The sequence below is a fragment of the Bradyrhizobium sp. Mp19 genome (assembly GCF_029952935.1).
Taxonomy (GTDB): Bacteria; Pseudomonadota; Alphaproteobacteria; order Rhizobiales; family Xanthobacteraceae; genus Bradyrhizobium; species Bradyrhizobium elkanii.
The window spans coordinates 94,757-117,476 of record NZ_JASAUT010000004.1; the positions used below are offsets into that span (position 1 = coordinate 94,757).

Genomic DNA, 22,720 nt, shown 5'->3' on the forward strand with positions numbered 1-22,720 from the left:
GCGGATTTCCAGTGTGTGCCAGCCCCCGACCTCGCATCACTTCAATCCGAAGTACGCGCGGTGCAGCTCTTCATTGCCGCTCATCTCGGCAACCGTGCCGGAGAAGCGGATCCGCCCGCCTTCCAGCACGAATACGCGGGTGGCAATCTCGAGAAAACCGATATTTTGCTCGGCGATCAAGAGCGCCAGCCCGCGGCCCTGCAGGCTCGACAAGGCGCGCAGCACCTCCTTGACGAACAGCGGCGACAACCCGGCCGAGGGCTCATCCATCACCAGCAGCTTCGGCTCGGCCGACAGCGCCTTGGCGATGCCGAGCATCTTGCGCTGACCGCCGGACAGGCTGGACGCCGGATCGCGGCGCTTGTCGCGCAGCACCGGGAACAGGCCGTACAATTCGTCGACCCGCGCGCCCGGGTTGGCATGGCCCAGCGCCTGCGCGCCGACGCGGATATTTTCCTCGATCGACAGGTCGGGAAACACCGCAAGCTCCGACATGTAGGTCATGCCGCGCTTCATGCGGTCCGACGAGCGCATCCTGGTGATGTCCTCACCACCGAGCTTGATGTGGCCGCTGCGGGCTTCGATCAGGCCGACCAGCGACTTCAGGAACGTGGTCTTGCCCGCGCCGTTGGCGCCGAGCAGCAGCACGGTCTCGCCGGGGCGGACGTCGAGATCGACGCCCCACAGCACCTGCATGGTGCCGTAGCCGGCATCGACGCCCCTGGTGTCCAGAAGCGGCACCGCATCAGTGGGCATGCTCGCCTCCCAAAAATACCTCGATCACCTGCGGCTCGCGTACCGCGGTCGCCAACGTGCCCTCGAAGATCTCCTTGCCCGCATTGAGCACGATGACGCGGTCGGTGATCTGCTCGATGAAGCCCATCAGATGCTCGACCACGATGATCGCCATGCCGGTCGCGGCCAAGACCTTGATGCGCCCCGCGATCCAGTCGAGTTCCGCCGGGTTGAGGCCGGCCGCGAGTTCGTCGAGCAGCAGCAGCCGCGGCCGCGTGGCGAGCGCGCGGGTCAGATCGAGCATCTTCTGCTGGGCGCTGTTGAGATCGGCGGCCGGACGGTCGGCAACCTCCTTCAGCCTGAAATCCTCGAGCAGTTCGGCGATCGACGGCGCACCGGTCGCGCCGCCATAGGCCAGCGCCACCTGGATGTTCTCGCGCACCGTGAGCGACAGGAACGGCTTCGGCACCTGGAAGGTGCGGTTGATGCCGCGGTGAACGAGCTTGTGCGAGGCGACGCCGCCGGCGGACGCACCGTCGAACACGACCTCGCCGCCGTCGGGCGCATAGAGACCGGAGATCACATTGATCGCCGTGGTCTTACCGGAGCCGTTCGGGCCGACCAAACCGAGGATCTCGCCCGGCACGACGTGAAAGCTGAGGCCGTCGAGCGCATGGAAACCGCCGAAGCGCTTCACCAGCTTCGAGACCTTGAGGATCGGGGTTTTCTCAGGGGACATGCCACCCCCTGCGGGTTGCCAGCGACACCAGTCCTGCGGGCAGGAACAGCACCAGGCCCATGATCAGGAGGCCATAGATCAGCTGGAAATATTGCGGCGTGGTAAAGCCGATCAGATTGTAGATGCCGTAGAGGATCAGCACGCCGACGATCGGGCCGGTGATGGTGGCAACGCCGCCGAACAGCGCGAACACGATCGCGAAGATGCTGAACTCGCCGGAGAACACGTTGTCCGGATAGAACACCGAGACGTACCAGGCGTAGATGCCGCCGGCGAGGCCGGCGACCAGCGCCGAGGCGAGCCAGGCAATCACCCGCATCTTCACAATATTAACGCCGGCCATCGAGGCCGACACCGCATCCTCGCGCACCGCCTGGAGCGCCAGCCCGAACGGCGAGTTCTTCAGATAGACCACCGCGCCGACCGTCAGCGCCATCACGACGACGGCGGCATAGTAGGCGTGGGTCGGGTTGAAGGTGCCGGTGAGCGAGACGCCGTAGGGGCCCTTGGTGATGCCTTCCAGCGCCGGGTTGGCGACGAAGTGCAGCACCGCGAGCGAGGCCGCGAGATTGGCGATCGCGAAATACGCGCCCGACAGCCGCAGCAGCGGCGTCAGCAACAGGCCGAGCGCAACCGCCACGACGCCGCCGACCAGCACGGCGAGCGGTGCGGGCATCTGCAGATGCATCACCATGATGGCGAAGCCATAGGCACCGGCGCCGAAGAAGCCGACATAGCCGAACGGCAGATAGCCGGTGAAGCCATAGATGATGTTCACGCCCTGCGCGAGGATCAGGAAGATCACGAAGTTGAACAGCAGCAGATGGTTTTGATAGACGCCGGGCAGCAGTGCGAACACCACCACCAACGGCGCCAGGATGAACAGCAGGTGCTTCGATGCACTATGCAACGCGCACCCGCCTTCCGAGCAGACCGCTCGGGCGCAACAACAGGATCACGATCAACAACACATAGGGCAGCAGGTCGGCCCAGGAACTGAGATAGGTCTGCACCAGCATGTAGCAGAGACCGTAGACGACACCGCCGAGCGCGGTGCCGAGCGGATTGCCGAGCGAACCCAGCACGACGATCGCAAACGACGTCACGGTCGCGTCGGCGCCGAACGCCGGCGTCACCGAGCCGAACATGAAGGGCGCGAACACGCCGGCGACCGCCGCGATCCCGAGGCCGATGCCGAACGCCGCCGCCGAGACGCGATCGACATCGATGCCGGTCGCCAACGCCTCGTCGCGCCGCGACATCACCGCGCGCGTCAGGGTGCCGAGCCGGGTGTGATAGAGATAGAGGTAGACCAGCGCGATCGCGATCAGGCTGGTGATGGCCGCGATCACCCAGGGCGCAGGAAAGCCCTGGCCGAAAATCTGGATCGGCCCTGCGCCGCCCGCCTTGCCGCCGAACCACTTCACCTTGATGGTCGTGAACACGGTGCCCAGCAGCCGGCTCTGGATCGAGCGCTCGCTGGTCCCGGCGAAGATCGTGGTGACGGCCTCGATCACCTGCGACAAGCCGAAGAACAGGATGATCGATAGCATTTCCGGATTGGCCGAGCCCTGCAGCCGCGGCACCAGCACCCAGTACAGCAGCACGCCCACCAGCACAAACACCACGAAGGCGAGCGGCACCGCGAACAGCGGGTCGATGCCGGCGATGCCGACCACGCCGAGCGCGATGAAGGCGCCGAGCATCAGGATGTCGCCATGCGCAAGGTTGACGATGCGCATGACGCCGAACACGAGATTGAGACCGATGCCGACCAGGCTGAAATACAGCCCGAACAGCACGCCGGCAACGAGCGCATAGGTCATGCTACCGCTCGCCGCCGAAGGTTACGCCCGCCGCACTCACCTGCATCACGGCGCCGGATAGATCGGCTTGCCGGTGGCGGTCTCGTGCGGATAGATCGAGACGAACTTGATGTGATCGTGCTCGTCGACCGTGAGCTGGCCGAGCGGCGTCAATTCACCGATCTGGCCGCCCGTCTCGTCCAGCGCGAAGGTGCCGTCCAGCGTCTTGAGCTGGCCGCTGAGCGAGAACACCGCGCGGCGCAGCTCCATCTGGTCCAGGCTGGTCGCAACCGACAGCGTCTTCTCGATCACCAGCGCGGTGGTGTAGCCGGCCACCGCGTTGAAGCCGAACTCCATCTTGCCGTCGTTGTACTTCTTGGTCCAGGCGGCGCGGAAATCCTTCATGTTCATCCCGAAATTAACGGGATAGTCCAATTCGGACGGCGGCACATAGGTCCAGATGTGCTCGAGGCCCTTGGCGCCGACATTCTTCTCGAGCAATTCGGTCTCGAGGCCGGCATAGATCGCGAACAGCATCTTGAACTTGGTGCCGACGTCCTGGACGTTGCGCAGGAAGGCGATGTCGTTCGGCGCATAGCCGAAATGGATCACCGCGTCCGGATTGGCGTTGCTGATGTTGTTGATGATGACGTTGTAGTTGGTGGTCTCGGTCGGAACGCCCTGGTCATAGACGATCTCGATCGGCGCGCCGGACTCCTTGACGAACTTGCGGAACGCGTTGGCCTGGGTGCCGGTGAACTCGTTGGTCGAATAGAGGATGGCGACCTTCTTGATGCCGAGGCCCAGGCCGTCATGGCTGATGAAGTCAGCGACCGGCTTCGGCCACACCGTCGACACCGGATCGGCCATCAGCGCGATGTAGGGATTGTCCTTGGAGAAGAAGCTCGCGCCGGTACCGGTCTGGTCGAACAGGAACATCTTGTGGTCGCGCGCGATCGCGACCGCGGGCGCCGTCAGCACCGATCCGGAATCGGCGACCAGAAGGTCGACCTTATCCTGGGTGACGAGCTGATTATAAAGCGTCGCGGCGGTCGCGGTGTTGCTCTGGTCGTCATAGGAGACGAGCTTGATCGGGATCTTCTTGTCGAACGCCTTCACGAACACGCCACCCTCGGCGTTCTTCTGTTCGACCCACAATTTCAACGAGCTGTAGACCGGCATCGAGATCGAGGCGTAGCGCCCCGACGACGCATAGAGCGTGCCGATCTTGATCTCCGACGGTGCGTCGGCGGCCATTGCCTGCGTAGCAAATGCGAGGCTGGCAGCGAGTGCCGCGCCGATGATCCTCAGCATGATATGTTCCTCCCGGCTATCTTGAACGTGTCTTGACGTATCTTGGACGCGGCCCTTCTACGCGCCGGATCGGAGCGACACAAGCATCGCGGCCTTAGCAATTGTGCGAGGGGCGGAATATGCGGCATGCGCGGGACACAGGCCGCTGCGCGGAGCATGGATGGACCGTTGACGGGCCTTGGTTCAATGTCGCATCAAGATCGTAACAATTTCGGGAGGAGACATCAGACATGGCCGAGCCCGCGCGCGCGAAACCAAAGCCGACACCGGAGACCCAGCATTTCTGGGATGGCACCAAGGCCGGCGAGCTGCGCCTGCAGCGCTGCGATGCCTGCGCCAATGTCTACTTTCCGCCGCGGCCGTTCTGCCCCTCCTGCGCCTCGCGCAAGGTCTCGATCTTCAAGGCCAGCGGCAAGGGCAAGCTCTACAGCTACGTCATCAACCACCGTCCCGCAGCGCCCGGCTTCACGCCGCCTTATGCGATCGCGGTCGTCGAGCTCGACGAAGGCCCGCGCATGATGAGCAACATCATCGATTGTCCGCAGACGCCGGAAGCGCTCGAGCTCGACATGCGGCTCGAGGTCGCCTTCGAGGCGCTCGACGACAAGATCACCCTTCCCTTGTTCCGTCCGGCAAAGGGGTAATGTGATGCGCAGGAACCAGGTTGCCGTCGTCGGCGCGGCCGAAACCACCGAACTCGGCGTCATCCCGAACATGTCGCAGATCCAGCTGCACGCGGACGCGGCGCTGAATGCGATCGCGGACGCCGGCCTGAAGCTGTCCGACATCGACGGCTTCGCCACCGCGGTCGAGACCCCGCAGCAAATGGCGCATTATCTCGGCATCACGCCGACCTGGGTCGACGGCACCTCGGTCGGCGGCTGCTCCTTCATGCTGCATGTCCGCCACGCCGCCGCCGCGATCGAGGCCGGCCTCTGCAAGACCGTGCTGATCACCCATGCCGAGAGCGGCAAGTCGATGATCGGCAAGCAGCCGCGCTTTACCGCGCCCGACAGCCTCAACGGCCAGTTCGAATCGCCGTTCGGCGTCTACGGGCCGCCGAGCATGTTCCCGATTCCCGTGCTGCGCTTCATGAAGACCCACGGCATCACGCATGAGCAGCTTGCGATGGTCGCCGTCGTGCAGCGCGAATGGGCGGCGAAGAATCCGCGCGCGACCATGAAGGATCCGATCACGGTCGCCGACGTCCTGAACTCGCGGATGATCGCCTATCCGTTCCGGCTGCTGCAATGCTGCCTTGTCACCGACGGCGGCGGCGCGCTGATCCTCGCCTCGGCCGACCGCGCCAAGGATTTTCCGAACAAGCCGGTCTACATTCTCGGCACCGGCGAGAGCGTGGAGACGCCGATGGTCAGCCAGATGAAGACGTTTGACTCATCGCGCGCCTTCAAGGTGGCGGGCCCCCTCGCCTTCAAGGAGGCCGGCATTACCCACAAGGATGTCGATCATCTGATGATCTACGACGCCTTCGCGCATCTGCCGCTCTACGGCCTCGGCGACCTCGGCTTCATGCCGTACGAGGAGACCGGCAAGTTCATCGCCGACGGCAATACCCGCCCCGGCGGCAAGCTGCCGCTCAACACCAATGGCGGCGGCCTCAGCTACATGCACTCCGGAATGTACGGCATGTACGCGCTGCAGGAGAGCGTGCGGCAGATGCGCGGCATCGCGCCGGCGCAGGTGCCGAACGCGAAGATCTCGGTCTGTCACGGCGTCGGCGGCATGTTCGCCGCAAGTGGCACGATCATCTTTACGAACGAGAAGTAACAGCTCCGTCGTTCCGGGGCGCGCGAAGCGCGAACCCGGAACCTCGAGATTCCGGGTCTGGTGCTTCGCACCATCCCGGAATGACGGAGAGCAAACCAGGAGAACCGACATGGCAAAATCACTGCAGGATAAAGTCATCATCGTCACCGGCGCGGGCCGCGGCATCGGCCGCGAGATCGCGCTGCTCTGCGCGGCGGAAGGCGCCAAGGTCGTGGTCAACGATCCCGGCGGCGCCGCCGACGGCGGCGGCTCGAGCGCCGCGCCCGCCGAGGAGGTGGTCGAGGAGATCAAGAAGCGGGGCGGCACCGCGGTCGCCAATTTCGAGTCGGTGGCGGAAGCGATCCCCGCCAGCAAGATCGTGAAAACCGCGACCGACCATTTCGGCCGGCTCGATGGCGTCGTCAACAATGCCGGCATCCTGCGCGACATGATCTTCCACAAGATGAGCGTGGAAGCCTTCGAGGCCGTCATCAAGGTACATCTGATGGGCTCGTTCTATGTCAGCCACGCCGCGGCACGCATCTACCGCGAGCAAGAGTCAGGCTCGTTCGTGCACTTCACCTCGACGTCCGGCCTGATCGGCAATTACGGCCAGGCCAACTACGCCGCCGCCAAGCTCGGCATCGTCGGCCTGTCGAAATCGATCGCGCTGGACATGGGCCGCTTCAACGTGCGCTCGAACTGCGTGTCGCCGTTCGCCTGGACCCGCATGATCGGCACCATCCCGACCGAGACCGACGCCGAGAAGGCGCGCGTCGAGAAGATCAAGCAGATGGGCCCGGAGAAGATCGCGCCGGTCTGCGCCTATCTGCTGTCGGACGCGGCCAAGGACGTCACCGGACAGATCTTCGGCGTGCGCATGAACGAGATCTTCCTGTTCGGCCAGCATCGTCCGGTGCGCTCGGTGCATCGCGGCGAAGGCTGGACGCCCGAGACCATTGCCGAACACGGCATGCCGGCGCTGAAGGGATCGTTCGCCAAGCTCGACCGCTCGGCCGACGTCTTCACCTGGGATCCGATCTGAACTTGATCTGATCCTCCGATCCGATCTGACAGTTTTATGAACCAGTCGCCTCCGCGAAACAGCGGGGGCGACACACTCTTTGGTTGTTTCATCATGGCGTGCCCGCATTGTGCCAGAATTGCGGGGGTATGATCGTCCTCCCGATAACAAAAAAGCCTGGGAGGACTTTCGTGACAAATCCAAGCAACATTCAGAAACACGAGGGCGACGGTGCGAAGGCGTTCGACCGTCGGACAATCTTGCGCGGCGCAACCGCGCTTGCTGCAACCGCGATGGCCGCATCCGATGCCGCAGCGCGCGACTTCGGCCCCAACGCGGAACCGCAGCGCTATCCCGATCCAGACATCGTCGTGATCGACGACAAGCGCTTCAAGGCCAAGGTCGGCAACACCGCGATCAAGCGGCTCTACACCGGCTGCCTGTGGGCGGAGGGCCCGGCCTGGAACGCGCAGGGCCAGTATCTGGTCTGGAGCGATATCCCGGCCAACCGGCAGTTGCGCTATCTCGACGATGACGGCCACATCTCCGAGCAATTCCACAAGCCGTCGAACGAGGCCAACGGCTCGACCTTCGATTTCGAGGGCCGCCAGATCACCGCCGAGCGCACGCGGCTGGTGCGCTACGAGCACGACGGAACCGTCACGCCCCTGGCGGAGCAGGCCAATGGCAAGCAGCTCAACGGGCCGAACGACATGGTCGTGCATCCCAACGACAAGTCGATCTGGTTCACCGATCCCGGCTATGGCGCGATTTCGATCTATGAGGGCCAACTGGCCAACACCGGATCGAAGCAGCCCTACCAGAAGGAAGCGGTCTATCGCATCGATGCTGCGACCGGCCAGATCACCAAGGTCGCCGACGAGCCGTTCAAGCCGAACGGCATCGCCTTCAGCCACGACTACAAGAAGGTCTATGTCTGCGACACCGGCACCACGCATTACCCGAACGCCAAGAACATCGTCTGGCAGTACGACCTCAACGGCGACAAGCTCTCCAACCCGCGCACGCTGATCGACATGACGCTAGACGGCAAGTCAGGCTTCCCGGACGGCCTGCGTGTCGACGTCGACGGCAATATCTGGGTCGGCGCCGGCTGGGTCGGACCGGGCTATGACGGCGTGCAGGTGTTTGCGCCCGACGGCCAGCGGATCGGCCAGATCCTGCTGCCGGAGACCTGCGCCAACCTCACCTTCGGCGGCAAGAAGCGCAACCGCCTGTTCATGACCGCAAGCCAGTCGCTCTACGCGGTCTATGTCGAGACCAGGGGTGCGCATAACTGTTGATCTAACCGTCGTCCCGGCGAAGGCCGGGACCCGTTACCACTGCAGTTGGTTGTTGAAGAAAGCTGGGGCCCACATCGTTCACGACACTCCGGTCGTGGTTATGGGTCCCGGCCTTCGCCGGGACGACAACGTAGCTAGCCGCTATTCCGCAGCCCCGCCGAGATCCCGTTGATCGTGATCTGAATCCCGCGCAGCACCTGCTCGTCCGGGTTCTGCGCGCGATACTCCTTGAGCAGCTCCACCTGCACGTGATTGAGCGGATCCATGTAAGGGAAGCGGTTGCGGATGCCGCGCTCCAGCAGCGGGTTGCCCTGCAGCAGCCGGTCGTGCCCCATGATGTCGAGCAGCGTCTCGATCGACAGGTGCCATTCGCGGCGGATCTGGCCAAAAATCTTCTCGCGCAACGCGACGTCGGGCACCAGCTCGGCATAGCGCGAGGCGATCGCGATCGAGCTCTTCGCCAGCACCATGTCCATGTTGGACAATAGTGTGCGGAAGAACGGCCATTCCCGATAGAGCTCCTGCAGGAACGCCATGCCCTGCTCGGGATGCCCGGATATCCAGCTCTCGACCGCGCTGCCGAAGCCATACCAGCCCGGCAGCATCAGCCGGCATTGCGCCCAGGAGAACACCCACGGGATGGCGCGCAGGTCCTCGATCTCGCGGGTCTTCTTGCGCGAGGCCGGGCGGCTGCCGATGTTCAGCGTCGCGATCTCGTTGATGACGGTCGAACCCCAGAAATAATCGGCGAAGCCTTCGGTCTCGTAGACGAGGCCGCGATAGGCCTTGAAGGCGAGCGCGGAAATTTCCTCCATCGCCTTGAGATATTCGGGGCGCGGCGCGCTCTGCCGCGGCTGCAGCAGGCTGGTTTCCAGCGTCGCCGCGGCGAGGATTTCCAGGTTGCTGCGGCCGACCTCGGCATTGGAATATTTCGACGAGATGATCTCACCCTGCTCGGTGATGCGGATCTGGCCGTTCACGGCGCCGCCGGGCTGCGCGATGATCGCGTCATAGCTCGGCCCGCCGCCGCGGCCGACCGAACCGCCGCGGCCGTGGAACAATCGCAAGCGCACGCCGTGGCGCTCGAACACCTCGACGAGGCCGATCTCGGCCTTGTAGAGCTCCCAGCCCGAGGTGACGAAGCCGCCATCCTTGTTGCTGTCGGAATAGCCGAGCATCACCTCCTGCACGCTGCCGAGACTGTCGACCAGCTTGCGATAATCGTGCAGCACCAGCATGCGGTCCATGATGCCGCTGGAGGCCTGCAGATCCTCAATGGTCTCGAACAGCGGCACGATGTTGACGGCGCTGCGGCCGGATGGATTGACCAGCCCGACCTCCTTCAACAGCACCGCGACCTCGAGCATGTCGGACATGCCCTGGCACATCGAGATGATGCATTGGGAGATCACTTCCGGCCCGAACCTGGCATGCGCCTCGGCCGCGGCACGGAACACGGCGAGCTCGCTTTGGGTCTCCTCGGAATATTTCACGAAGGGCGAGGCCAGCGGCCGTGCATTGCGCAGCTCGGCGAGCAGCAGGCTGACGCGGGCGTCCTCGCCGAGCGCCAGATAGGACATCCCTGGATTGGCGGTATCGAACAGCTCGGCGATGGTGCGCTCGTGCACCGCCGAGTTCTGGCGGATGTCGAGCCGCGCCAGATTGAAGCCGAAGCAATCCACCGCCCGCCGCAACAGCCGCAGCCGGCCGCGCGCGATCACGCTGGAATTGTTCGCGATCAGCGAGCGGTTGAGCACGTCGAGATCGGCCTGGAATTCCTTGGCGCTCGCATACGGCTCGGCCTTGCCGACCGGCGGCCGCGTAGTCTCGACCTCGAGCCGAGAGGCCGTCGCCGCAAGCCTTGCATAGATGCCCGATACGGCCAGACGATACGGTTCGCCGCTGCGATGCGGCGAGGTGTCGGGCGAACGCTCGGCGAGGCTCCGCAGCTCGTCCGAGACGTCGGCGAGATGCGCCGCCAGCGACAATTCGGCGCCAAGCGCATGCAGCTCCTCGAGGTAGAAGTTGAGCGCCTGTCTCGACTGCAGGCGCAGCGTGCCGCGCATCACCTCCGCGGTGACGAAGGGATTGCCGTCGCGATCGCCGCCGATCCAGCTTCCCATCCTGAGAAAGGATGCGAGTTCACCGGCCTCGCCGCCCTCCTTGTTCAGGCGGTCCTCCAGCGCGCAATGCAGCCGCGGCACTTCCTGCAGGAAGGTGTAGTCGTAGAACGACAGGCCGTTGGCGACCTCGTCGAGCACGGTCAATTTGGTCCGGCGCAACAGATTGGTCTGCCACAGCGTCACCACGGCGCGGCGCAGCTGCTCGTCGCTGGCGTCGCTCTCGTCTGGCGTCATCTGCAACCGCTCGCGGCGGTCGAGCAGATCGGCGATCTCCATCTCGCGGTCCATCGTGCTCTTGCGGCGGACCTCGGTCGGATGCGCGGTCAAGACCGGGCTGACGAGTGCACTCCTGAAGAAGCTGCGCAGATCGGCCGGGCTGATGCCGGCCTGGCGGGCATGCACCAGCGTCTGTTCCAGCGTGCTCGGCCGCGGCGCTCCGCTCGGGCCGCGGCTGCGCATCTGGCGGATGTTGTTCTGGTCCTCAGCGATGTTGGCGAGGTGGGAGAAATAGCTGAAGGCGCGGACGATCTGCAGCGTCTCGGCAATCGACATGCCGTCGAGGATGCCCTCCAGCTCCCGCCGCGCTAGCTTGTCCTCGTCGCGATGAAATCGGACCGAGGTCTGGCGGATGCGCTCGACCAGGTCGAATACGTCGGCCCCTTCCTGGTCGCGCACGGTGTCGCCGAGGACGCGCCCCAAGAGGCGGATGTCGTTCCGGAGCCGCGCATCCTCCTCCTGCGCAGTCGCTTCCAGAAGGCTGACCTCTGCGGCACGCTTGGCGCGGATTTCCGTCTCGGACGGCATGGTCTGGGGAGGCATTACCTGGGGAGACATGGCTTCGCTACTCCGGAGGCTGCCCGGCTCCTCCCGAGTGTGCGCTTTTTTTGCCGCAGCGCAAGATGAACTTGGTGGCGGTGCACCACTGCCGTCGTCCCCGCGAAAGCAGGGACCCATAACCACCGATATCCGAGGTTGGGATCGGACGGGGCCACAGCCCGCAACGGGGACATCCGTGGTTATGGGTCCCGGGTCGCGCGGAGCCTGTCATCGGGCGGCGCTTCGCGCCGACCCGTTGGCTTGCCCGGGACGACGGCGAGTTTTGTGGCGCTAGATCCGCCGCCCCGCCCGCTCCCAATACGGATCGCGCAGCCGGCGCTTGAAGATTTTTCCGGAATCTTCACGCGGCAGGTTGGTCTGGATCTCGATGTGCTTGGGCACCTTGTAATCGGCGAGCGCAGTCTTCAGCTGGGCGCGGACGGAGGCGATGTCGAGCACGACGCCTGGCTGCGGCTCGACCACCGCCATCAGCGCCTCGCCGAACTCGGCATCCGGAATGCCGAACACCGCGCAATCGTGCACGCCGGGAACGGCATGCAGCACCGCCTCGATTTCGGCCGGATAGATGTTGACGCCACCCGAGATCACCATGTCGCGCTTGCGATCGCAGATGAAGACGTAGCCGTCGGCATCGATATAGCCGACGTCGCCCGAGGTGATGAATCCCTGCCGGTCGATCTCGGCGCGCTTCTCCGACTTGTTGTGATAGGTGAAATCGGGATTGCCCTTGATCCGCGAATAGATCTCGCCGATCTGCCCCTGCGGCACCTCCTTGCCGTCGTCGCCGACGAAGCGCAGCTCGGCACCGGGCGAGATCTTTCCGACCGTGCCGGGCTTCTTCAGCGCGTCCTCGGAATTGGCGAAGGTGACCGCGCCTGACTCGGTCGAGCCGTAGAACTCGTAGATCACCGGCCCCCACCATTCGATCATGGCGCGCTTGACATCGGGCGGACAGGGCGCGGCGGCATGGATGATGTGGCGCAGCGACGACATGTCGTACTTCCGGCGCACCTCCTCTGGCAGCTTCATCAGGCGGATGAACATCGTCGGCACCATGAAGATAGTATCGATTCGCTCGCGCGCGATCAGCTGCAGAAACTCCTCCGCGTCGAAGCGCGGCATCAGCACCAGCGCGCCGCCGAGCTTGCCCGAGCGCAAACCGAAGGAATTCGGCGCGGAATGGTAGAGCGGTCCCGGCAGGATCGCGCGTGCGCCGGGCTTCAGGCCGTAGATCATCGCGCGCATCGCTTCCGCATTGGCGGTTTGCTCCGGCGTCGGCGCGAAGCGGCGCACGCCCTTCGGATGGCCTGTCGTGCCCGAGGTGTAGATCATGTTCTGCGGCTGCGGCACCACCGGGCCGTCGTAGCGCGGGAATTGCGCGAGCCAGGCTTCGAAATCGATCGCGAAATCCGGTGTCGCCAGATGGTCGGGATTGATCTTGTAGTTGGCGAGGATTTCCGGCGGCGTCGGCACGCCGAGCACGATGACACCGGGCGGGATCGCACCGCGCAGCGGATGCAGCATGTCGGCATGACCGATCAGGACGCGCGTGCCGGAATCCGTCAGCACATAGTTGATCTCGTCCGGCTTGAAGTGCCAGTTGATCGGCACGCCATAGGCGCCGAGTCGCATCGCGGCATAGGCAGCCTCGATGAAGGCGATGTCGTTGCGCATCAGCATGCAGACGCTGTCGCCCGGCTTGACGCCGAGTTCGTTGAGGCCGCTGGCAATACGGTCGGCGCGCTCGGCCACTGCAGCGTGATCGCGCCGGCGACCGCCGCTGACGATGCCGAGGAAGGGCTGGGACGTTTCCATTGTCGTTGTCCGATCTTTCGTCGGGTTAAATGTCATTCCGGGGCGCGCAGAGCGCGAACCCGGAATCTCGAGATTCTCCGGTGCGCAATTGCGCACCATAGTTCGATGCTGCGCATCGCCCCGGAATGACTGCCGTGTCAGCCCGCATCCGCAAACCTTGGCGCGCGCTTCTCCAGATTGGCGCGCACGGATTCGGTCTGGTTCGGGCTGCCGAGCAATTTCTGCTGCTCGACGGATTCCGCGAGCAGCGCGGCCGCCGGATCGACCGACAGATTGTTGAGCATGCGCTTGGCGGCACGGATCGCATCCGGGCTCTTGCCGGCGATCTCGCGCGCGACCTCGAGCGCCGCGGCGCGCGGGTCGTCGCAGACGCGGGTGGCAAGGCCGTAACTTTGGGCCTCCTGCGCCGAGAAGATACGGCCGGTATAAGTGAGCTCGCGCAGGATGTCGTCGCGCACGAGGCTCGCGAGGATCGGCGTGCCCGCCATGTCGGGCACAAGGCCCCATTTGATCTCCATGATCGACATCCGCGCATCCTGCGAGAGGAAGCGCATGTCGGCGCCGAGCGCGAGCTGGAAGCCGCCGCCGAACGCGACGCCGTGGACCGCGGCGATCACCGGCACCGGAAGCTGGCGCCAGCCCCAGACCGCCTGCTGCGGGAAATTGGCCTTGCCGTGGGTGCGGATGGTGAGATCGCGCTTTTCGCCGCCCGGCACTCCGTTACCGCCGTCCTTCATGGCGGCGAAACGGCCCATGTCGAGCCCGGCGCAGAACGCCCGGCCCTCGCCGGACAGCACCACCACCCGAACGGCTTTTTCCCTGGAAAGCCGGTCGGTTGCGGCCACCAACGCCTCGAACATCGCGGCGTCGAGCGCGTTCATCTTGTCCGCCCGCACCAGGCGGACATCGGCGATACCGTCCGAAATCGATATCGAAACGCGATCTTCCATTGAAATCTCCTCCGCTGTTCCTTGTTGGCGCTTTACAGAAAGGCCGTTGTCCGCTTTTAGTCAATCGACCAATTAACTGACAACCCCCGTGGAGGAAACGATGTTCTCTGATCAGCTTCTTGCCGGGCGGCGCATACTGGTAACCGGTGGTGGCACAGGCCTCGGCAAGTCCATGGCCTCGCGGTTCCTGCAGCTCGGGGCCGAGGTGCATATCTGCGGCCGCCGCAAGAGCGTCTGCGATGAAACCGCAACCGAGCTGATGGCCGAGCATGGCGGGCGCGTGGTCAGCCACGGCGTCGATATCCGCAACGCCATGGCGGTCGACGAGATGATCGAGGCGATCTGGACCACCAGCGGTCCGCTCACCGATCTCATCAACAACGCCGCCGGCAATTTCATCTCGCGCTCGGAAGAATTGTCGCCGCGCGGCTTCGATGCGGTCGCCAACATCGTAATGCACGGCACCTTCTATGTGACGCACGCGGTGGGCCGGCGCTGGATCGCTGGCGGCCATCGCGGCAACGTGGTGTCGATCACCGTGACCTGGGTGCGCAACGGCTCGCCTTACGTGGTGCCGTCGGCGATGAGCAAGTCGGCGATCCACGCCATGACCATGTCGCTCGCCATCGAATGGGGCCGTCACGGCATCCGCCTCAACACCATCGCGCCCGGCGAGATCCCGACCGAGGGCATGAGCAAGCGCATCAAGCCCGGTGACGAGGCCGGCGCGCGGACCAAGGCGATGAACCCGATGGGCCGCGTCGGCACCATGGAGGAATTGCAGAACCTCGCCGTGTTCCTGATCTCCGGCGGCTGCGACTGGATCAACGGCGAGACCATCGCCATGGACGGCGCGCAGGCGCTCGCGATGGGCGGCAATTTCTACCAGCTGCGCGACTGGAGCGACGACGACTGGACCAAGGCGCGCGAGTCGATCAAGGCCCAGAACGAAAAGGACCGCGCGGCGCGGGGCTGAAGCCCGCGCTTGCTCCTCAATCACTACTGTCGTCCCTGCGAAAGCAGGGACCCATAACCACCGCTCAAAGCTACCGAGCACGCTGGGGCCACAGCGCACTCGACAACTCGATCCTGTGGTTATGGGTCCCGGGTCGCGCTTCGCTTGCCCGGGACGACGATGTGGATGGATCGTGGACGCCCCTCCGTATTGTCTTTGCTGCCGGATGCCGCCACACTCCGCGCAACCAAAACAAGACGTCACGGGGGAAACATGTCCGACGCGCCGAAGCTGACCAATCTTGCCGACATGGTGCGCGAGCGCGCCAAAAGCCGCGGCGCTGCGCTGGCCTATGAATTCGAGGGACGGCAAACCAGCTTCGCCGAGTTCGACATCAAGACCAACCGCGTCGCCAACGCGCTGATCGCGATGGGCGTCAAGAAGGGCGAGCGGATCGCCTATCTCGGCAAGAACAGCGACTTCTATTTCGAGCTGTTGATGGGGGCGATGAAGGCCGGCGTGGTGATGGCGCCGGTGAACTGGCGCCTGGCAGGCCCCGAGGTCGCCTTCATCGTCGACGACTGCAAGGCCCCCGTGCTGTTCGTCGGCCCCGAATTCGTCACGCAGGCGCGCAACATCCGCGACAAGCTGCCGAGCGTCCGCACCATTATCACGACCGAAGGCGGCGCGCCGGAATGGCCCGACTTTCTCGCCTGGCGCGATGCGCAGGGCGGCGACGACCCGCGCGTTGCGATCGAGCCAAAGGACATCGCAATCCAGCTCTACACCTCGGGCACGACGGGCAAGCCGAAAGGCGCGATGCTGTCGCACGCCAATTTCCTCAACCTCGTGCAGAGCGGCAACGAGGCCGAGAAGCCGGAATGGAACCGCTGGACCACCGACGACGTCTCGCTGGTCGCGATGCCGATCTTCCACATCGGCGGCTCCGGCTGGGGCGTGATGGGGCTCTATCACGGCGCCCGCGGCGTGATCGCGCGCGAGTTCGACCCGACCAAGGTGCTCGACTTCTTCGAGCAGTCCGGCATCACCAAGCTGTTCATGGTGCCGGCCGCGATGCAATTCGTGGTGCGGCAGCCGCGCGCGCGGCAGGTCGACTTCTCCCGCCTGAAATACATGCTTTATGGCGCCTCCCCGATTCCGGCGGCGCTGCTGAAGGAGTGCATCGAGGTCTTCAAATGCGGCTTCGTGCAGATGTACGGCATGACCGAGACCACCGGCACCATCGTCGCGCTGCCGCCGGAGGATCACATCGAGGGGCTCGATCGCATGCGCTCGGCCGGCAAGGCGTTGCCCGGCATCGAGCTCGCGATCCTCGATCCGGATGGCAAGCCGCTGCCGCCGGGCGAAGTCGGCGAGATCGCCACCCGCTCCGGCTCCAACATGGCCGGCTACTGGAATTTGCCCGAGGCCACCGCGCGCACGATCGACGGTGACGGCTGGCTGCGCACCGGCGACGCCGGCTACATGGACAAGGACGGCTATCTCTACATCCACGACCGCATCAAGGACATGATCATCTCCGGCGGCGAGAATATCTATCCGGCCGAGGTCGAGAGCGCGCTGTGCGACCATCCGGACGTGGCGGAAGCCGCCGTGATCGGCATTCCCGACGACAAATGGGGCGAGGCGGTGAAGGCGGTGGTGGTGATGAAGCCGGGAAAAACCGCGACCGCGACCGACATCATCAACTTCACGCGCGAACGGATCGCCGGCTACAAGACGCCGAAATCGGTCGACTTCATCCCGGCGCTGCCGCGCAACCCGTCGGGCAAGATTTTGCGGCGAAGCCTGCGTGAACCGTATTGGGCGGGCAAGGACCGGCAGGTGAACTAGCCCTCTCTGTCGTCCGGCCAAGCCAACGGGTCGGCGCGAAGCGCCGCCCGATGACAGGCTCCGCGCGAGCCGGGACCCATAACCACCGCTGTTCGTGGTGGTGCGATACTGGGGCCACATCCCTCTCCATCAACGGCCACTTGTGGTTATGGGTCCCTGCTTTCGCAGGGACGACGATGGAGCGAGACACGCATCACGCCTTCTTCATCTTCTCCCGCAAGATGCCCCAGCGCTCCTGCGCCTCCTCCGGCCAGACCTCTTTCCGATCGTAATACTCAGCGAACACTTTCGCGCCCGGCGGGAACGTCACCCAGGGCTGCTTCGACGACGTGAAGATGTGGACGTCCGGCGGACACTGGCTCGGATCATCCAGCGTGCCGACGCGGACGAAGCGCACCGCCGGTCCCGCGCCCGGGTAATTGCTCCACACCGCGACCTTGCAGATGGGGCAGCGCGCGATCTTCTGCCCCTTGCCGCTCGCCGACGGCGTGTCGACGATCTCGGGCTCGGCCGCGATGTGCGCGACCCGTTCGGCCTCGTACATCGCGTTGAGCGCATGCACGGTGCCGGTCTCGCGCTGGCACCAGGTGCAGTGGCAGGCGTGCACGATCAGCGGCCTGCCGGTCAGGCGGTAGCGGACGTTTCTGCAGGTGCATCCACCTTCCATGCTCATGCCGCCTCCTCTGCGTCAGTGCTTGCCGGCTCCCATGTAGCCGAACAGGAAGCCCGCCACCTTGCGCTTCTGGATCTCCTCGCTGCCTTCGGTGATGCGATAGCGGCGGTGATGGCGATAAATGTGCTCGAACGGCTTGTGGCGCGAATAGCCCATGCCGCCATGCACCTGCATCGCGCGGTCAGCGGCCTCGCAGCACAGACGGTTTGCCCAGAAATTGCACATCGAGACCCGGTCGGACAGCGTGTGCTCGACCTGCGCCTGGGTCAATTGATCCATCTCCCAGGCGGTCTTGCGGATCAACAGCCGCAGCATCTCGGCCTGGGTCGCGAGCTCGACCAGCGGCCACTGGATCGCCTGATTCTCGGCCAGCGCCTTGCCGAACGGCTTGCGCTCGCGGGCATATTTCACGCTCTCATTGATGCAGTAGACCGCAGCGCCGAGCGAGCTCGCCGCCTGGCGGATGCGGTTCTCGTGCACGAAGCATTGCGCCAGCGACAGTCCGCGGCCGACCTCGCCGAACTGCGCGTCCTCAGGCACGAACACATCGGTGAAGCTGACCCGCGGATGGTCGGTCGGCATGTTGAAGGTCCACATATACTCCTCGACCTTCACGCCCGCCGATTTCGCCGGCACCAGGAAGCAGGTGATGCCGCGGGCGTCGCCGTCGTTGCCGGAGGTGCGGGCAAACAGCGCGCAGTGGGTGGCGACATGCATGCCTGTCGTCCACATCTTCTCGCCGTTGATGATCCAGCCCTTGACGTTGTCACGCGTGGCCTGCACCGCCCTGGTCTCCATATGCGTGGCGTCGGAACCGTGCTCGGGCTCCGTCAAACCAAACGTGATGCGGTACTTGCCGGTGATCGAGCCGTCGATCATCGCCTTCTGCTCGTCGGTTCCGTAGCGGTCGAGCATGGTCACGATCGGCAGATTACCGACGATCGAGTGCTCGTTCTGCAAATCGTTGTGCAGGCCGAGACCCTTTGAGGCAAAGTGTTCGCGGATGACGGCCATCCAGAGGTTGGAGCCGTCCTTGCCGCCGTAACGCTTCGGGATCGCGAAGCGCAGATGGCCGGCCGCATCGGCCAGGTTCTTGGCCTTGCGCAGCAGCAGCTCCCATTCATGGCGCGGCAGGCCGCCCTTGTCGAAGTCGGTGCGCGCCCATTCACGGCGATGGTCGAAGAAGCGGATGTTGTCATCAGCCTCTTCCAGCGGCTTGATCTCGCGTTCGATGAAGCGATCGAGCTCGGCGAGATAGGCTGTCAGGTCAGCCGGCAGATTGAAATCCAAGGCGGTCTCTCCCGGAAATATTGTTGATTCTGATTTTGCGTCTAGACGCTGTCGCGCATCCGCGTTCGGATCGATTAAGGTGAGAAGCCTGTCGCCAAGTCAAGCAGGTGAGCGAGGCTTGCGCGCGCGGTCGCCTTGCGTAATTGGATGGCACGGAACGCCGCGCAGGCGCTAGGATATGAGCAATATTCTTCGCCGCAGAAAATCGACGGGAGCAAACATGGATCTGAAATTCTCCAAGGTGACGCGCAGGGGTCCCATCACCATCGTGACGCTGTCGCGGCCCGAGGTTTACAACGCGCTGCATATCGACGCGCATTTCGAGCTCAACAAGGTGTTCGACGACTTCTCCGCCGATCCCGAGCAGTGGGTCGCGATCGTCACCGGCGCCGGCGACAAGGCGTTCTGCGCCGGCAATGACCTGAAATGGCAGGCCGCCGGCGGCAAGCGCGGCTGGGACAAGGGCGGCTTTGCCGGCCTCACCACCCGCTTCGACTGCGACAAGCCGATCATCGCCGCCGTCAACGGCGTCGCGATGGGCGGCGGGTTCGAGATCGCATTGGCCTGCGACCTGATCATCGCATCCGAGAATGCGACCTTCGCCCTGCCCGAGCCGCGCGTCGGCCTTGCCGCGCTTGCCGGCGGCCTGCACCGGCTGCCGCGCCAGATCGGGCTGAAGCGCGCCACGGGCATGATCCTGACCGCGCGCCATGTCAGCGCCAAGGAAGGCCTCGAACTCGGCTTCGTCAACGAGGTGGTGCCGCAGGGCGAGGCGCTGGCAGCCGCCGAGCGCTGGGCCGAGACCATCACCAAGAACTCGCCGATGTCGATCCGCGCCTCCAAGCAGGCGATCCAGAAGGGCCTCGAAGTCTCGCTCGAGCAGGCGCTGGCGGAGCAGCGCGAGTATCCGGCGGTGAAGGCGATGGCCGCCTCACAGGATTACATCGAGGGACCGAAGGCGTTTTCGGAGAAGCGCCCGCCGAAGTGGCTGGGGCGGTAAAGACTTCGTCCACACCTCAATGGCGGGGGAGTGAGCGCATGCCTGTCTCCCCTCGTCGTCCCGGCGAAGGCCGGGACCCATTACCATCTATGTGAATTGTGGATGAAAGGCTGTAGCCCCAGCATCGCACCACAAGTGAGATTTGGGGTTATGGGTCCCGGCCCCCGTGCGCAATTGCGCACTAGGCCGGGACGACGGCGAGGTTGTTGAAGCGCAGCGAAACCCATCAGCGCTTGCCGCGCGTCCCGATGGGTTTCGCTTCGCTCTAGCCATCCTATTTTCCGAGTTCCCGCTTGTAGGATGCGTAGTTCGGCTGGTCGACGGCGAGCTTGTCCAGCGTGGTCTGCCACAGATGCTCCGATAGTCCTGGCGTTTTCAGATCGACCTCGCCACCTGCGATCTTCTCCGACAGCGCGCGGTTCAGCTCCATCAGCGTTCCGTCGGCGCCCAGCAATTGCTTCAGCCGCGCGGCCTCGGTCGCATCGCCGGCCTCGGCGAGCGCGAGCTGGCGTGTCACCAGATCGAGCGCGTTGATACCGACGCGCAGCTTGAAGCCGTTGTGCCCCTTGATCGCAGGCGCGATCTCGCCGCGCAGGAAATCGGCGACGGCCTTGATCAGTTCGGTGGGTGTCGGTTCGTCCTGCATCTCAACGACCTCTCGGTGCGAGTAGCCTAAGCAGATCAATCTCGGTCTCCGACGCGCGCCGCCCGATCATCGCGCGCTCCATCGAGTGGTCCGGGCCACTTCGGAAGCGCTGCATCATGCCGCAGCACATCACGCCCCAGCGCAGCGTGCCCATCACTTCCCAGAACATCACGCGGTCGGGGTCGGCCTTGCGGCCGGCTTCTGCATAGCCTGCGAACAGATCTTCGCGTGTGCCGAAGCCGCCGACCGGCTTGTCGATCTCGCCGAAGCGCCAGGAGTTGACGCAGATCCAGCCGAGATCCTCCATGGGATCGCCGGTATGCGCGAGCTCCCAGTCGAGCACCGCGCGCACCCCGTCGGGGCCGATGATCAGGTTGCCGTGGCGGAAATCGCCGTGCACCAGCGTCACCTCGGACGACGGACCGGGATCGTGATCGCGCAGCCAGCGCAGCGCCAGCTCGAACACCGGCCGCGGCCAGTTGAAGCTGTGATACTCGCGGGCGAGATCCTCGATCTCCTTGGTCGCCGTCAGGCCGCGCAGCTTGGGCAATTTCGCCTGCGGCAGGCCATGGATGCCGGCGATGACGCGGCCGAGCTGGCGCGCGAGGATCGGCCGCGCGCCGGCGAATTCCTCGTCGCGCAAAATTTTCCGCGCGATGGTCTCGCCTTCGACCCGCGCCATGATAAAGCCGCGGCCAAGGCCGTCCTCCGGCCTCAAGACATGCATCACCTTCGGCGACGGCAGGCCCGCGTCATGCGCGAGCTGCATCAGCGTCGCCTCGGCATCGAGGCCGGCGGCGCGGCCCGGCGCGGCACCGTAGCCCGGCGGCGCGCGGCGCAGGATCGCGCCGACATTGCCGTTCGGGTGCACGATGTCGAACGTCCAGGTCTCCTGGCTGGCGCCGCCGGAGAGCTTTGCGGCGCCGGTGACGCCGGTTGCGCCTGGATGAAACGAGGCGACGCAGCGGGTGAGCTCGGTCTCGATCATTTGCCCTTGAACTTCGCCGGCCGCTTCTCGAGGAATGCGGTGACACCTTCCTTGAAATCCTCGGCACTACCTGCAAGGCGCTGCGACTCGAATTCCAGATTGAGCTGATCCTCGAGGGTATTTTCCGGGCTGTCCCAATAGAGCTTTCGGATCAGCGACAACGCCACCGTCGGGCCGTTGGCGAGATCGTGCGCGAGCTTCATGGTTTCTTCCATCAGCGAGGCGTCGTCATAGACGCGGTTGACGAGACCCCACTCCAGCGCCTTCTCGGCCGGCAGCCGCTCGCCGAGCAGCGACAGCTCGACCGAGCGCGCCTTGCCGATCAGCCGCGGCAACAGCCAGGTCGAGCCGCAATCCGGCACGAGACCGATGCGGCGGAATGCCTGCAGGAAATAGGACGAGCGCGCGCACAGAATGAGATCGCCCATCAGGGCGAAGCTCATGCCGGCGCCGGCGGCCGGCCCGTTCACCGCCGTCACGATCGGACAGTGCAGCTTACGCAATCGGCGCAGGAACGGATGGAACGCGGTCTCCAGCGCCGCGCCGGCATTGCTCTTGCCGGGCTTCTGCTGGTTGCGGCCCTGCAGATTGGCGCCGGTGCAGAAGGCGCGGCCCGCGCCCGTGATCACCAGGCAGCGCACCTCGTCACGCTTGTCGTCGATCGCATCGAGCGCCTCGGCAAGCCCGCCCAGCATGTCGATCGAGACCGCGTTCATGACTTCCTGGTGGTCGAGCTTGAGGATCGCGACCGATCCGTCGAAGTCGAGCGTGACGTGCTTGAACTGCATGGTTTCCTCTTCACCTTGTTTCGGCGGTTGGTACCGCGGTAGGTCGATGCTTCGACCCATATTTGATTTTTGTGCCGGGCTTGTCCATGGTCGGCGGCAAGCCCATCCGTGAA

20 protein-coding genes are annotated in these 22,720 nt (G+C 64.7%); 7 read left to right on the plus strand and 13 right to left on the minus strand.

Annotated features, from left to right (window positions below; translation table 11 throughout):
• Positions 1–36: 36 nt before the first annotated feature.
• The 5 genes from QJT82_RS07005 to QJT82_RS07025 are packed head-to-tail and all read right to left on the minus strand — an operon-like array spanning position 37 to position 4,593.
• The gene (locus QJT82_RS07005; RefSeq protein ID WP_051447711.1) at positions 37–756 is read right to left on the minus strand and encodes an ABC transporter ATP-binding protein; all 720 of its coding nucleotides are present in this window, start codon (positions 754–756) and stop codon (positions 37–39) included.
• A complete protein-coding gene (locus QJT82_RS07010) occupies positions 746–1,474 on the minus strand; it encodes an ABC transporter ATP-binding protein (protein WP_028338729.1) in 729 nt (242 codons plus the stop codon). Before QJT82_RS07010 ends, QJT82_RS07005 begins: the two co-directional genes overlap by 11 nt.
• Positions 1,464–2,384 (minus strand): branched-chain amino acid ABC transporter permease, encoded by a 921-nt coding sequence (locus QJT82_RS07015; protein ID WP_028338730.1) that lies wholly within the window; start codon positions 2,382–2,384, stop codon positions 1,464–1,466. The genes QJT82_RS07010 and QJT82_RS07015 overlap by 11 nt, the downstream gene beginning before the upstream one ends.
• The gene (locus tag QJT82_RS07020; RefSeq protein WP_028338731.1) at positions 2,377–3,300 is read right to left on the minus strand and encodes a branched-chain amino acid ABC transporter permease; all 924 of its coding nucleotides are present in this window, start codon (positions 3,298–3,300) and stop codon (positions 2,377–2,379) included. Before QJT82_RS07020 ends, QJT82_RS07015 begins: the two co-directional genes overlap by 8 nt.
• 45 nt (positions 3,301–3,345) lie before the next feature.
• Positions 3,346–4,593 (minus strand): amino acid ABC transporter substrate-binding protein, encoded by a 1,248-nt coding sequence (locus QJT82_RS07025; protein WP_028338732.1) that lies wholly within the window; start codon positions 4,591–4,593, stop codon positions 3,346–3,348.
• A 230-nt stretch (positions 4,594–4,823) separates the two neighbouring features.
• Between QJT82_RS07025 and QJT82_RS07030 the strand changes: the two genes are divergently transcribed.
• From QJT82_RS07030 to QJT82_RS07045, 4 genes are all read left to right on the plus strand, one after another.
• Positions 4,824–5,237, plus strand: coding sequence for a Zn-ribbon domain-containing OB-fold protein (locus tag QJT82_RS07030; protein ID WP_016841161.1), 414 nt, complete (start codon positions 4,824–4,826; stop codon positions 5,235–5,237).
• Between the two features lie 4 nt (positions 5,238–5,241).
• Positions 5,242–6,381 (plus strand): thiolase, encoded by a 1,140-nt coding sequence (locus tag QJT82_RS07035; protein ID WP_028338733.1) that lies wholly within the window; start codon positions 5,242–5,244, stop codon positions 6,379–6,381.
• A gap of 109 nt (positions 6,382–6,490) precedes the next feature.
• Positions 6,491–7,405: an SDR family oxidoreductase gene (locus QJT82_RS07040; RefSeq protein WP_028338734.1), complete on the plus strand. Its 915-nt coding sequence runs from the start codon at positions 6,491–6,493 to the stop codon at positions 7,403–7,405.
• 170 nt (positions 7,406–7,575) lie between these two features.
• On the plus strand, positions 7,576–8,688 hold the full coding sequence (locus QJT82_RS07045; RefSeq protein WP_155258338.1) for an SMP-30/gluconolactonase/LRE family protein: 1,113 nt from the start codon (positions 7,576–7,578) through the stop codon (positions 8,686–8,688).
• 134 nt (positions 8,689–8,822) lie between these two features.
• Here QJT82_RS07045 and ppc read toward each other — a convergent pair whose 3' ends face one another.
• The 3 genes from ppc to QJT82_RS07060 all read right to left on the minus strand — a co-directional run bounded on the left by ppc (position 8,823) and on the right by QJT82_RS07060 (position 14,413).
• The gene (gene ppc, locus QJT82_RS07050) at positions 8,823–11,630 is read right to left on the minus strand and encodes a phosphoenolpyruvate carboxylase (protein WP_028338736.1); all 2,808 of its coding nucleotides are present in this window, start codon (positions 11,628–11,630) and stop codon (positions 8,823–8,825) included.
• A gap of 288 nt (positions 11,631–11,918) precedes the next feature.
• On the minus strand, positions 11,919–13,463 hold the full coding sequence (locus QJT82_RS07055; protein ID WP_028338737.1) for an acyl-CoA synthetase: 1,545 nt from the start codon (positions 13,461–13,463) through the stop codon (positions 11,919–11,921).
• Positions 13,464–13,600: 137 nt separating this feature from the next.
• Positions 13,601–14,413 carry a crotonase/enoyl-CoA hydratase family protein gene (locus QJT82_RS07060; RefSeq protein WP_028338738.1) on the minus strand — a complete coding sequence of 271 codons (813 nt, stop codon included), beginning with the start codon at positions 14,411–14,413 and terminating at the stop codon, positions 13,601–13,603.
• A gap of 100 nt (positions 14,414–14,513) precedes the next feature.
• Here QJT82_RS07060 and QJT82_RS07065 point away from each other — a divergent pair, with 100 nt between their 5' ends.
• Both QJT82_RS07065 and QJT82_RS07070 read left to right on the plus strand, forming a co-directional pair.
• Positions 14,514–15,389 (plus strand): SDR family oxidoreductase, encoded by an 876-nt coding sequence (locus QJT82_RS07065; RefSeq protein ID WP_018270548.1) that lies wholly within the window; start codon positions 14,514–14,516, stop codon positions 15,387–15,389.
• 252 nt (positions 15,390–15,641) lie between these two features.
• On the plus strand, positions 15,642–17,222 hold the full coding sequence (locus tag QJT82_RS07070; RefSeq protein WP_028338739.1) for a fatty acid--CoA ligase: 1,581 nt from the start codon (positions 15,642–15,644) through the stop codon (positions 17,220–17,222).
• Positions 17,223–17,415: 193 nt separating this feature from the next.
• Here QJT82_RS07070 and QJT82_RS07075 read toward each other — a convergent pair whose 3' ends face one another.
• Both QJT82_RS07075 and QJT82_RS07080 read right to left on the minus strand, forming a co-directional pair.
• Positions 17,416–17,895, minus strand: a complete 480-nt coding sequence (locus tag QJT82_RS07075) for a GFA family protein (RefSeq protein ID WP_028338740.1) — start codon at positions 17,893–17,895, stop codon at positions 17,416–17,418.
• Positions 17,896–17,910: 15 nt separating this feature from the next.
• Positions 17,911–19,185, minus strand: a complete 1,275-nt coding sequence (locus QJT82_RS07080) for an acyl-CoA dehydrogenase family protein (RefSeq protein ID WP_028338741.1) — start codon at positions 19,183–19,185, stop codon at positions 17,911–17,913.
• Positions 19,186–19,405: 220 nt separating this feature from the next.
• On the opposite strand from QJT82_RS07080, the gene QJT82_RS07085 reads away from it, so the two are divergent.
• The gene (locus QJT82_RS07085) at positions 19,406–20,185 is read left to right on the plus strand and encodes an enoyl-CoA hydratase-related protein (protein ID WP_028338742.1); all 780 of its coding nucleotides are present in this window, start codon (positions 19,406–19,408) and stop codon (positions 20,183–20,185) included.
• A gap of 274 nt (positions 20,186–20,459) precedes the next feature.
• Here QJT82_RS07085 and QJT82_RS07090 read toward each other — a convergent pair whose 3' ends face one another.
• From QJT82_RS07090 to QJT82_RS07100, 3 genes are read right to left on the minus strand one after another with little or no spacing between them, the layout of a single operon-like run.
• Positions 20,460–20,831 carry a DUF6285 domain-containing protein gene (locus QJT82_RS07090; RefSeq protein ID WP_028338743.1) on the minus strand — a complete coding sequence of 124 codons (372 nt, stop codon included), beginning with the start codon at positions 20,829–20,831 and terminating at the stop codon, positions 20,460–20,462.
• Between the two features lies 1 nt (position 20,832).
• Positions 20,833–21,819, minus strand: coding sequence for a phosphotransferase family protein (locus QJT82_RS07095; RefSeq protein ID WP_028338744.1), 987 nt, complete (start codon positions 21,817–21,819; stop codon positions 20,833–20,835).
• On the minus strand, positions 21,816–22,607 hold the full coding sequence (locus tag QJT82_RS07100; protein ID WP_028338745.1) for an enoyl-CoA hydratase/isomerase: 792 nt from the start codon (positions 22,605–22,607) through the stop codon (positions 21,816–21,818). Before QJT82_RS07100 ends, QJT82_RS07095 begins: the two co-directional genes overlap by 4 nt.
• Between the last annotated feature and the right edge of the window lie 113 nt (positions 22,608–22,720).

Excerpts from the sequence above, each read along its gene's own strand:
- QJT82_RS07005 (WP_051447711.1), bottom strand. The coding sequence starts at position 756 with ATGCCCACTGATGCGGTGCCGCTTCTGGACACCAGGGGCGTCGATGCC.
- QJT82_RS07010 (WP_028338729.1), bottom strand. The coding sequence starts at position 1,474 with ATGTCCCCTGAGAAAACCCCGATCCTCAAGGTCTCGAAGCTGGTGAAG.
- QJT82_RS07020 (WP_028338731.1), bottom strand. The coding sequence starts at position 3,300 with ATGACCTATGCGCTCGTTGCCGGCGTGCTGTTCGGGCTGTATTTCAGC.
- QJT82_RS07025 (WP_028338732.1), bottom strand. The coding sequence starts at position 4,593 with ATGCTGAGGATCATCGGCGCGGCACTCGCTGCCAGCCTCGCATTTGCT.
- QJT82_RS07030 (WP_016841161.1), top strand. The coding sequence starts at position 4,824 with ATGGCCGAGCCCGCGCGCGCGAAACCAAAGCCGACACCGGAGACCCAG.
- QJT82_RS07035 (WP_028338733.1), top strand. The coding sequence starts at position 5,242 with ATGCGCAGGAACCAGGTTGCCGTCGTCGGCGCGGCCGAAACCACCGAA.
- QJT82_RS07040 (WP_028338734.1), top strand. The coding sequence starts at position 6,491 with ATGGCAAAATCACTGCAGGATAAAGTCATCATCGTCACCGGCGCGGGC.
- ppc (WP_028338736.1), bottom strand. The coding sequence starts at position 11,630 with ATGCCTCCCCAGACCATGCCGTCCGAGACGGAAATCCGCGCCAAGCGT.
- QJT82_RS07055 (WP_028338737.1), bottom strand. The coding sequence starts at position 13,463 with ATGGAAACGTCCCAGCCCTTCCTCGGCATCGTCAGCGGCGGTCGCCGG.
- QJT82_RS07060 (WP_028338738.1), bottom strand. The coding sequence starts at position 14,413 with ATGGAAGATCGCGTTTCGATATCGATTTCGGACGGTATCGCCGATGTC.
- QJT82_RS07065 (WP_018270548.1), top strand. The coding sequence starts at position 14,514 with ATGTTCTCTGATCAGCTTCTTGCCGGGCGGCGCATACTGGTAACCGGT.
- QJT82_RS07070 (WP_028338739.1), top strand. The coding sequence starts at position 15,642 with ATGTCCGACGCGCCGAAGCTGACCAATCTTGCCGACATGGTGCGCGAG.
- QJT82_RS07075 (WP_028338740.1), bottom strand. The coding sequence starts at position 17,895 with ATGAGCATGGAAGGTGGATGCACCTGCAGAAACGTCCGCTACCGCCTG.
- QJT82_RS07085 (WP_028338742.1), top strand. The coding sequence starts at position 19,406 with ATGGATCTGAAATTCTCCAAGGTGACGCGCAGGGGTCCCATCACCATC.
- QJT82_RS07090 (WP_028338743.1), bottom strand. The coding sequence starts at position 20,831 with ATGCAGGACGAACCGACACCCACCGAACTGATCAAGGCCGTCGCCGAT.
- QJT82_RS07095 (WP_028338744.1), bottom strand. The coding sequence starts at position 21,819 with ATGATCGAGACCGAGCTCACCCGCTGCGTCGCCTCGTTTCATCCAGGC.
- QJT82_RS07100 (WP_028338745.1), bottom strand. The coding sequence starts at position 22,607 with ATGCAGTTCAAGCACGTCACGCTCGACTTCGACGGATCGGTCGCGATC.